Consider the following 9,492-nt stretch of genomic DNA (forward strand, 5'->3'; position numbering starts at 1 on the left):
TCATTTGAGAGTGTGGAGCAGCGGCTGCAGGCTTAGAGGATTACATCACCTACTACAACCAAGACCGCATAAGCCTCAGACTGAATGGCTTGAGTCCGGTACAGTTTCGGACCCAGGCACTAAATCAATAGCGTCTCCTGTCCAACTTTTGGGGGGCAGTTCATGTCAGAGCGGAACCCTAAGTGGCCGTTACCGCAGAAATGGATATGTACACAATCCAACAGTGTTGACTGCCAGGCCGCCTTCGCGAGCAAGCCCGCTCCCACAGTTTGATTGCGAGGTGTCAGGTAGACAGGTGTTGCTTGTTAGGCCGCCATCGCAGGCAAGCCAGCTCCCACAGTTTCAGCGTCGCGACACACAGGCCCCATCACAACCGGACAAACCAGCTCAATCGCAGTATGGTTGCCCTCTCGCCACTCCCCAGGAATCACTGGTAATGCTGTTTGTCGTCATGCTCGGGGGCAAGCACCCGCGGGCCAGGATCGAAGTACACGATGTGGTATTCGCAGTAGCCGACACCCTGCAAGCCACCTACCCACAATTACGCGACGCCTGGTTCGGCAGCCCCAAAGGCGTACACATCGACGCATGGATGGCCGTCGATGGCGTCGACGGCTGGAAGGTTGAATTGAGCCACCTGGCGCCCCACAGCGATGCGCCCCGCCTGTACTTCATCAACCTCGGCGGCTACGAGGCCAATAGCTTTGGCGAAGCCCATCACTACCTGCTGGTGGTCGCCCGTAACAAACAGGAGGCCATGGGCAAAGGTAAGCAGCAGATGCTCAGCCACTGGTCCCAGGCCCACACCGACGCGGTGCTGGATATCGACGATTGCCTGCCCATCGACCTGGTGGACGGCCGTTATATCCACCTGGTGCAAGCAGCGCACCGACCGATCGTGCAGCGCAACGACTATCTCGTGCTGCCTTGAACCAGCATGACTTAAACAGTGGCGACTGAAAACCCAGTGGAACTTTGCCGAGAAATAACCGCCTGAATCCGGTACGCTCACCGTTTTTTACTCTAGGAGTTACTCACCATGGCCAAAGCCACCGCCCGTCACATCCTCGTTGCCTCTGAAGACAAGTGCAACGAACTCAAGGCCCAAATCGAAGGCGGCGCTGATTTCGCAGAAATCGCTAAAGCCAACTCCAGCTGCCCATCCAGCCGCCAGGGCGGCGACCTCGGCTCGTTCGGCCCAGGCCAGATGGTCAAGGAATTCGACACCGTGGTCTTCAGTGCCCCGGTCAACACCGTGCAAGGCCCGGTGAAGACCCAGTTCGGCTACCACCTGCTGGAAGTCACCAGCCGCCAGGATTGATTCAATCTGCGCTGATGCTATAAACAACGGCCCGCCCTTTGGTGGGCCGTTGTGCATCTGATGACTGGCGATGCCCAGGCCGTTAGCGTACAAATCCTTATTATTCTTTACCCGGCGCTCAAGGCTGATAATGCGATTGGCTTTTTCATCTCTGCTCTGCTCCACCCTGGCCTTGCTAATGGCCAGCACTGCGGTGATCGCAGCCCCGCAAACCTACCTGACGGTGTACGGCGAGCCGGCCAAGTACGCCGAAGGGTTTAGCCATTTCGACTACGCCAACCCCAACGCCCCCAAGGGCGGCAGCCTGCGGCGCTCAGCGCTGGAGGTGGGGCGGTTTGACCATGTGCTGCCCTATATCGACAAAGGCATCGGCGTGTCCCAGGTGGACGGCTGGGTGTATGCGCCTTTGGCGTTGCGCTCGCTGGATGAGCCTTACACCGTCTATGGCCTGGTGGCGCAAAAGATGGAACGCGGCGACGACGGCCTGTCGTTGCGCTTCTACCTGAACCCCAAGGCGCGCTTTGCCGATGGCACGCCCATTACCGCGCAAGACGTGCGCTACAGCTTTGACGTGTTGATGACCCAGGGCAGCCTGCGCTATCGAACGTTATTTGCCGACGTCAAACACGTCGAAGTCGAAGGCGAACGTCAGGTGCGCTTTGACTTTTCCAGCAATGAAAACCGCACCCTGCCCCTGGATCTCGCCACTTTGCCGGTGTTCCCCGAGCACTGGTGGAAGACCCGCGACTTTGCCAACGGCGGCGGCTACGAAGCGCCACTGGGCAGCGGCCCTTACAAGGTCAGCAAGATCGACTCCGGCAGTACCATCACCTTCACCCGCGACCCCGACTGGTGGGGCAAGGACTTGCCGGTCAGCCGTGGCCTGTACAACTTCGATCACCTGAGCCTGGAATACTTCGGCGACACCGAAGTGGCGCGCCAGGTGCTGCGCGGCGGTGCCTACGACTTCAATCGTGAATTCTCTGCCACGGGTTACTCCATCGGCTACAACGGCCCGGCCCTGGACGATGGTCGCCTGCAGCGCGCGCACCTGGCCAAGGAGATGCCGCAGCCGGCCCAGGGCTATGTGTTCAATGTACAAAAACCGATGTTCAAGGATCGCCGCGTGCGCCAGGCCCTGGCGATGCTGTGGGATTTTGAATGGGCCAACCGCCAGATGATGCGCAACCTGTACATCCGCCAGCAGAGCTATTTCTCCAATAGCCCGTTGGCTGCCAGCCAGTTACCGACCCCGGAAGAACTGGCGATCCTCGAACCCCTGCGCGGGCAGGTTCCCGACGAGGTGTTTACCCAGGTGTTCAAGGCCCCGGTCACCGATGGCAGTGGCATGATCCGCGACAAACAGCTGCAAGCCTTGGCCCTGCTGGAGGACGCCGGCTGGAAACCGGTGGGAGACAAACTCGTCAATGCCCAGGGCGAGCCACTGGAGTTTACCTTTCTGAATGTCCAGAACGGCCTTGAGCGCTTGTTGCTGCCCTACAAACGCAACCTGGCGCAGATCGGCATCACCCTGAATATCCGCCGCATTGACTCTTCGCAGTACGTCAACCGGCTGATGGCCCGCGACTACGACATGATCGTCACAGGTTTCCCGGTCACCACCTCGCCCGGCATGGAGCTGTACAACTATTTCGGCTCTGCCGCCGCGTTCGATTCGGGCGCCAACAACTACATCGTGCTCAAGGACCCGGCCGTCGACACCCTTATCCATGGCCTGGTCAAGGCCGACACCCAGGCGAAGATGCTCACCTATGCCCACGCCCTGGACCGCGTGTTGCAATGGAATTACCTGTGGATCCCCAACTATTACCCACCGGGCACCTCCGCCGCATGGTGGAACCGTTTCGGGCGCCCGGCCATCGAGGCAAAAAACGACGAAGCCCTGGAAACCTGGTGGGAAGTCAGCCCCACCCCGCTGACGAACGAACAAATGCAGGCTGAGTTGAAAAAACGCGGAGAGGCCCACTGATGTTTGCCTATATCGTACGGCGCCTGCTGCTGATCATCCCGACGCTGGTGATCATCCTGTTGGTGAACTTCGTGATCGTGCAGGCCGCGCCCGGCGGGCCGGTGGAGCAAGCCATCGCCCACTTGCAAGGCATTGGTGGCGGTGGTGTGGCGGGCGCATCCGGCGAAGGCATCAGTGGCTCGCGAGCCAGCCGCGGCCTGGACCCGAAGCTGATCAAGGACATCGAGAAACAATACGGCTTCGACAAATCCGCGCCGGAACGCCTGTGGTTGATGCTCAAGAACTACGCCCAACTGGACTTCGGCAACAGCTTCTTTCGCGGCGCGACGGTGACCGACCTGATCCTGGAAAAGATGCCCGTCACAATTTCCCTCGGCCTGTGGGCCACGCTGATCACGTACCTGGTGTCGATCCCGCTGGGCATACGCAAGGCCGTGCGCCATGGCAGCAGCTTTGATATGTGGAGCAGTACGGCCATCGTCATCGGTTACGCAATGCCGGCGTTCCTGTTCGCGATGTTCCTGATCGTGGTGTTCGCTGGCGGCACTTCGCTGAACTGGTTCCCGGTACGCGGGCTGGTCTCGGAAAACTTCGCCGAACTGAGCACCGTGGGCAAGGTGGCCGACTACTTCTGGCACTTGGTGCTACCGGTAACGGCGCTGGTTATCGGCGGGTTCGCCACCTTGACCATCCTCACCAAGAACTCGTTCCTCAATGAAATTACCCGCCAGTACGTAGTCACCGCACGCGCCAAGGGTTTGAGCGAACGCCGGGTGCTGTACGGTCACGTGTTCCGCAATGCAATGTTGCTGGTGATCTCGGGGATTCCCCAGGCGTTTATCAGTGTGTTCTTTGCCGGCTCGCTGCTGATCGAGGTGATTTTCTCCCTCGATGGCCTGGGCCGCATGAGCTACGAGGCAGCCGTGTCCCGCGACTACCCGGTGGTGTTCGGCTCGCTGTTTATCTTCACCCTGTTCGGCCTCCTGATAAAACTCATCGGCGACCTCTGCTACACCCTGGTGGACCCGCGTATCGACTTCGCCGCGAGGAACGCCTGATGCTCAACCTGTCCCCCGTGGCCCGTCGGCGCTTCGAGCGCTTCAAGAAAAACCGCCGTGGCTGGTGGTCGCTGTGGCTGTTTATCGGCCTCTTTATCCTGACCCTGGGCGGGGAGTTGATCGCCAATGACAAGCCGCTGGTGCTCAGTTTCAAGAACGAGCTGTATTTTCCGGTGTTCAAGCGCTATACCGAGCAGCAGTTCGGCGGGCAGTTGCCGTTCCAGGCGGACTACCGCAGTGACTACGTGCAAAAGCTGATCAAGCAGGATGGCGGCTGGATGCTGTTCCCGCCGATTCCGTTCAGCGATGACACCCCCAACTACGAACTCACCCGCCCTGCCCCGAGCCCGCCGTCGGCGGTGAACTGGCTGGGCACCGATGACCAGTCCCGCGATGTATTGGCGCGGGTGATCTTTGGTGCACGGGTGTCGATCCTGTTTGCCCTGGCCCTGACCGCCATCAGCGCCGTCATTGGCATTGCCGCCGGGGCGTTGCAGGGGTACTACGGTGGCTGGGTGGACTTGCTCGGCCAACGCATCCTGGAGGTGTGGTCTGGCCTGCCGGTGCTGTACCTGCTGATTATCCTGTCGGGGTTTGTGGAACCGAATTTCTGGTGGTTGCTGGGGATCATGGCGCTGTTTTCCTGGCTGGCTCTGGTGGACGTGGTGCGCGCCGAGTTCCTGCGCGGGCGCAACCTGGAATACGTCAAGGCCGCACGCGCCCTGGGTCTGGGCGACGGCAAGATCATTCGTCGGCACATCCTGCCCAACGCCATGACCGCAACCCTCAGCTATTTGCCGTTCATTTTGACCGGGGCGATATCCACCTTGAGCGCCCTGGATTTCCTTGGCTTCGGCATGCCCGCTGGCAGCGCGTCCCTGGGCGAGCTGATCGGCCAGGGCAAGCAGAACCTGCAAGCGCCGTGGCTGGGCTTGACGGCGTTTTTCACCTTGGCACTGATTCTGTCGTTGCTGGTGTTTATCGGCGAGGCATTGCGTGATGCCTTCGACCCCCGCTCATGAGTGACCGCGTATGAACCTGATCGAAATCCGCGACCTGTGCGTCGCCTTCAACGGCCAGACCGTCGTGCGCAACCTGAGCCTGGACGTGCGTCCCGGCGAGTGCCTGGCGCTGGTGGGTGAGTCGGGCTCGGGCAAGTCGGTGACGGCCCATTCGATCCTGCAACTGCTGCCGCAAGCCGGCACCCAAACCCTGGGTTCGATCAAGTATCGCGGCCAGGAACTGATCGGCGCCTCACCGAACACCCTGCAAAAATTGCGCGGCAACCGCATTGCCATGATCTTCCAGGAGCCGATGACCTCCCTGAACCCGCTGCACAGCATCGAAAAGCAGATCGGCGAAACCCTGCTGCTGCACAAGGGCCTGGGCGGCAAGGCGGCGCAGGCGCGCATTCTCGAACTGCTGGAGTTGGTGGGCATCCAGAAACCCCAGGAACGGCTCAAGGCCTACCCCCATCAATTGTCCGGCGGCCAGCGCCAGCGGGTGATGATCGCCATGGCCCTGGCCTGCGAGCCCGAACTGCTGATTGCCGACGAGCCCACCACAGCGCTGGACGTGACGGTGCAGCGTAAGATCCTGCTGCTGCTCAAGTCCTTGCAACAACGCCTGGGCATGTCGCTGCTGCTGATCAGCCATGACCTCAACCTGGTGCGCAGTATCGCCCAGCGGGTCTGCGTGATGCGTGCCGGGGAAATCGTCGAGCAGGCCGACTGCCAGACCTTGTTTACCGCCCCCCAGCACCCCTACAGCCGTTTGTTGCTGGACGCAGAGCCCTCGGGCGATGTGCTGTGCAGCGAGCCGCGTGAGACGGTACTGGAAGTGGATGACCTGAGCGTGCAATTCCCCCTTGGCGGCGGGCTGTTCCGGGCCAAGACCTACCTGCGCGCGGTGGACGGCATCAGCCTCAGCGTGCAGCGCGGCAAGACCCTGGGGATTGTCGGTGAGTCCGGTTCCGGCAAGTCCACCCTGGGCCAGGCGATCCTGCGCTTGCTCGACTCCAGCGGCAGCATCCGCTTTCAGGGTGAGGCTCTGGACCCGCTCAACCATCAGCAGATGCGCCCATGGCGCAAGCAGATGCAGGTGGTGTTCCAGGACCCCTATGGCAGCCTCAGCCCGCGCATGTCGGTGCAGCAGATCATCAGCGAGGGCCTGGAAGTGCACGCGCCGTGCAGCCTGGCCGACCGCGATGCGCAAGTGGTCCAGGTGCTCAAGGACGTGGGCCTGGACCCCGCCAGCCGGCATCGCTACCCCCATGAATTTTCCGGTGGCCAGCGCCAACGCATCGCCATTGCCCGCGCCCTGGTACTCAAGCCAGCGCTGATGCTGCTCGACGAACCCACCTCGGCCCTCGACCGTACGGTACAGAAACAAGTGGTGGCGCTGCTGCGCGAACTGCAGGACAAATACGGCCTGACCTACCTGTTTATCAGCCATGACCTGGCGGTGGTGCGCGCCATGGCCCATGACATGATTGTGGTCAAGGATGGCAAGGTGGTGGAGCGTGGCGCGAGCCATGATGTGTTTGAATCGCCCCAACACCCCTACACCAAAGAACTGCTGGCAGCAGCGCACATCCCTTTGTAGAGGTGAGATTGTTCCCACGCTCTGCGTGGGAACACAACCCGAGACGCTCCGCGTCGTGCCTTGGCCCTACGCCAAGTGACGCAGAGCGTCACGGTAGGCATTCCCACGCAGAGCGTGGGAACGATCATTAACAGGATTCTGTACCCATGAGCACTAGCCTCAAGGACTACCAACAGGTTCGCGGCCTGGCCATCCAGTCGCTGTTCGAGATCATCGAGCAGTCCAGCGAGGGCACGGTCATCGTCGACCGCGATGCAAATATCGTGTGGATGAACGAGCGTTACGCCAAGCGTTTTGGCCTCCAGAGCGCCGACCAAGCCATCGGCCAGCCTTGCGAGCAGGTGATTTCCAACAGCCTGCTGCGCCAGGTGGTGCGCAATGACCGGCCGATCCTGCTGGACATTCAGGACACCCCCAAGGGCCCGCTGGTGGTGATGCGTCTGCCGATCCATGACGAGGCCGGGGCGGTGATCGGCGCGATTGGCTTTGCGCTGTTCGATGAACTGCGCAACCTGTCGCCGTTGATCGAGCGCTACCTGAGCATGCAGCAGGAGCTAGCCTCCACGCGCTCGCTGCTGCGTTCGCGGCAAAGCAAATACAACTTTGCGCACTTTATCGGCACCAGCGCCGCCAGCCTTGAGGTCAAGCGCAGGGCGCGGCGCAGTGCGAGTGCCGAGTCGCCGGTATTGCTGCTCGGGGAAACCGGCACCGGCAAGGAGCTGCTCGCCCAGGCCATCCACGGCGCATCGCCCCGGGCGCACAAAGCCTTTGTGAGCATCAATAGCGCGGCGATTCCCCATGACCTGCTTGAAGCCGAGTTCTTCGGCACTGCGCCCGGCGCCTTTACGGGTGCCGACCGCAAGGGGCGCCCCGGCAAATTCCAGATCGCCCAGGGCGGCACGTTGTTTCTCGATGAAATCGGCGACATGCCGCTGCCCCTGCAAAGCAAATTGCTGCGGGTGTTGCAGGAAAAGGAATTCGAACCGGTGGGCTCCAACGAGATGCTGCACAGCGATGTGCGGGTAATTGCCGCGACGTCCATGGACCTGGAGGCGGCAATCAAGCGTGGTGAGTTTCGTGCCGATCTGTACTACCGCCTCAATGTGCTGCCGATCCAGGTGCCACCGCTGCGTGAACGGCTGGAGGATATTCCGGCGTTGAGCGAGGCGATCCTTGAGGAGTTGCGCAGCCAGCACGAACTGGACCGCGATGCCCTGGCGCTGTTGGCCCAGCACGCCTGGCCGGGCAATATCCGCGAGCTGCGCAATGTGCTGGAGCGGGCGGCGTTGTTGAGTGATGACGTGGTGTTGAATGCCGAGGAGATACGTACGGCGATTGGCACTTTTACGCCGGTTGAACGCCGTGCGCTGGTGTCGATGGAGGGAGAGACATTCAGTGCGGCACGGGAACGGTTTGACCGCCAGGTTATCGCCGCCGCGCTCACGGCGTGTGAAGGGAATGTTGTAGAGGCAGCCAAGCGGCTAGGGCTGGGGCGGTCGACGCTGTATAAAAAAATGCTGGCGCTTGGAATAACCTAGTCTCATAAAAGAGACAATATTCCCACTATCAAGACAACCCTGTGTGGGAGCTGGCTTGCCTGCGATAGCGTTGGTTCAGCCAGGGAATATGGCACTGTTACACCGCTATCGCAGGCAAGCCAGCTCCCACAAGGGATCTCCACTCGTCTCTCGATTGAGACTATCTTCTGGAAAACCGTCGTTAAAAGTAAATAAAGCTATATATATCAACAAGTTAAAAATTTGGCACACATCTCGCTATAGCTCCCTCCCACAGCCTCACCCCACAACAATAACAATCCGATGGAGACACACCATGAGTGTGATCATTGCCCTGGCCGCGCTCGCGCTGCTGATGCTGGCCGCCTACCGTGGCTATAGCGTTATCCTGTTCGCCCCCATCGCCGCCCTTGGCGCGGTGCTGCTCACCGACCCGTCCGCCGTCGCACCTGCCTTTACCGGGGTGTTCATGGAAAAGATGGTCGGTTTTATCAAGCTGTATTTCCCGGTATTCCTACTCGGTGCGGTGTTCGGCAAGCTCATTGAGCTGTCGGGGTTTTCGCGCTCGATCGTCGCCGCTGCGATCCGCTTGCTCGGCACGCGCCAGGCGATGCTGGTGATTGTGCTGGTCTGCGCCCTGCTCACCTACGGTGGTGTGTCGCTGTTTGTGGTGGTGTTTGCGGTGTACCCGTTTGCCGCCGAGATGTTCCGCCAAAGCAATATCCCCAAACGTCTGATCCCCGCGACCATCGCCCTCGGTGCGTTCTCGTTCACCATGGACGCCCTGCCCGGCACGCCGCAGATCCAGAACATCATCCCTAGCACCTTCTTCAACACCACCGCCTGGGCGGCACCGTGGCTGGGGCTGATCGGCACGATCTTCGTGTTTTGCGCCGGCATGCTCTACCTCGCACGCCAACGCAACAAAGCCCAGCGCGCCGGTGAAGGTTATGGCACCGAGTTGCGCAATGAGCCGGAAACCGCCGACAACCTGAGCCTGCC

Annotated in this window: 8 protein-coding genes and 1 pseudogene; all 9 read left to right on the plus strand. The window is 60.9% G+C overall.

Going from position 1 to position 9,492, the window contains the following annotated elements; genetic code table 11:
- Positions 1–29: 29 nt before the first annotated feature.
- A pseudogene (locus tag CER19_RS26670) lies at positions 30–131 on the plus strand (IS3 family transposase); the annotation flags it as partial.
- A gap of 305 nt (positions 132–436) precedes the next feature.
- Positions 437–931 (plus strand): DUF1543 domain-containing protein, encoded by a 495-nt coding sequence (locus tag CER19_RS26675; protein ID WP_116668569.1) that lies wholly within the window; start codon positions 437–439, stop codon positions 929–931.
- Positions 932–1,039: 108 nt separating this feature from the next.
- Positions 1,040–1,321: a peptidylprolyl isomerase gene (locus CER19_RS26680; protein ID WP_034125729.1), complete on the plus strand. Its 282-nt coding sequence runs from the start codon at positions 1,040–1,042 to the stop codon at positions 1,319–1,321.
- A 130-nt stretch (positions 1,322–1,451) separates the two neighbouring features.
- A complete protein-coding gene (locus tag CER19_RS26685) occupies positions 1,452–3,311 on the plus strand; it encodes an extracellular solute-binding protein (protein WP_116668570.1) in 1,860 nt (619 codons plus the stop codon).
- Complete coding sequence (locus CER19_RS26690) at positions 3,311–4,369, plus strand: microcin C ABC transporter permease YejB (RefSeq protein WP_032876053.1); 1,059 nt, start codon at positions 3,311–3,313, stop codon at positions 4,367–4,369. The genes CER19_RS26685 and CER19_RS26690 overlap by 1 nt, the downstream gene beginning before the upstream one ends.
- On the plus strand, positions 4,369–5,391 hold the full coding sequence (locus CER19_RS26695) for an ABC transporter permease (RefSeq protein ID WP_032896898.1): 1,023 nt from the start codon (positions 4,369–4,371) through the stop codon (positions 5,389–5,391). Before CER19_RS26690 ends, CER19_RS26695 begins: the two co-directional genes overlap by 1 nt.
- Before the next feature lie 10 nt (positions 5,392–5,401).
- On the plus strand, positions 5,402–6,973 hold the full coding sequence (locus tag CER19_RS26700; RefSeq protein ID WP_116668571.1) for an ABC transporter ATP-binding protein: 1,572 nt from the start codon (positions 5,402–5,404) through the stop codon (positions 6,971–6,973).
- A gap of 146 nt (positions 6,974–7,119) precedes the next feature.
- Complete coding sequence (locus CER19_RS26705) at positions 7,120–8,511, plus strand: sigma-54-dependent Fis family transcriptional regulator (protein ID WP_116668572.1); 1,392 nt, start codon at positions 7,120–7,122, stop codon at positions 8,509–8,511.
- Between the two features lie 295 nt (positions 8,512–8,806).
- A partial coding sequence (locus CER19_RS26710) for a GntP family permease (protein WP_133298367.1) occupies positions 8,807–9,492 on the plus strand: 686 nt, incomplete at its 3' end.

This window comes from Pseudomonas sp. GL93 (assembly GCF_003408955.1).
In the GTDB taxonomy this organism is placed as follows: Bacteria; Pseudomonadota; Gammaproteobacteria; order Pseudomonadales; family Pseudomonadaceae; genus Aquipseudomonas; species Aquipseudomonas paracarnis.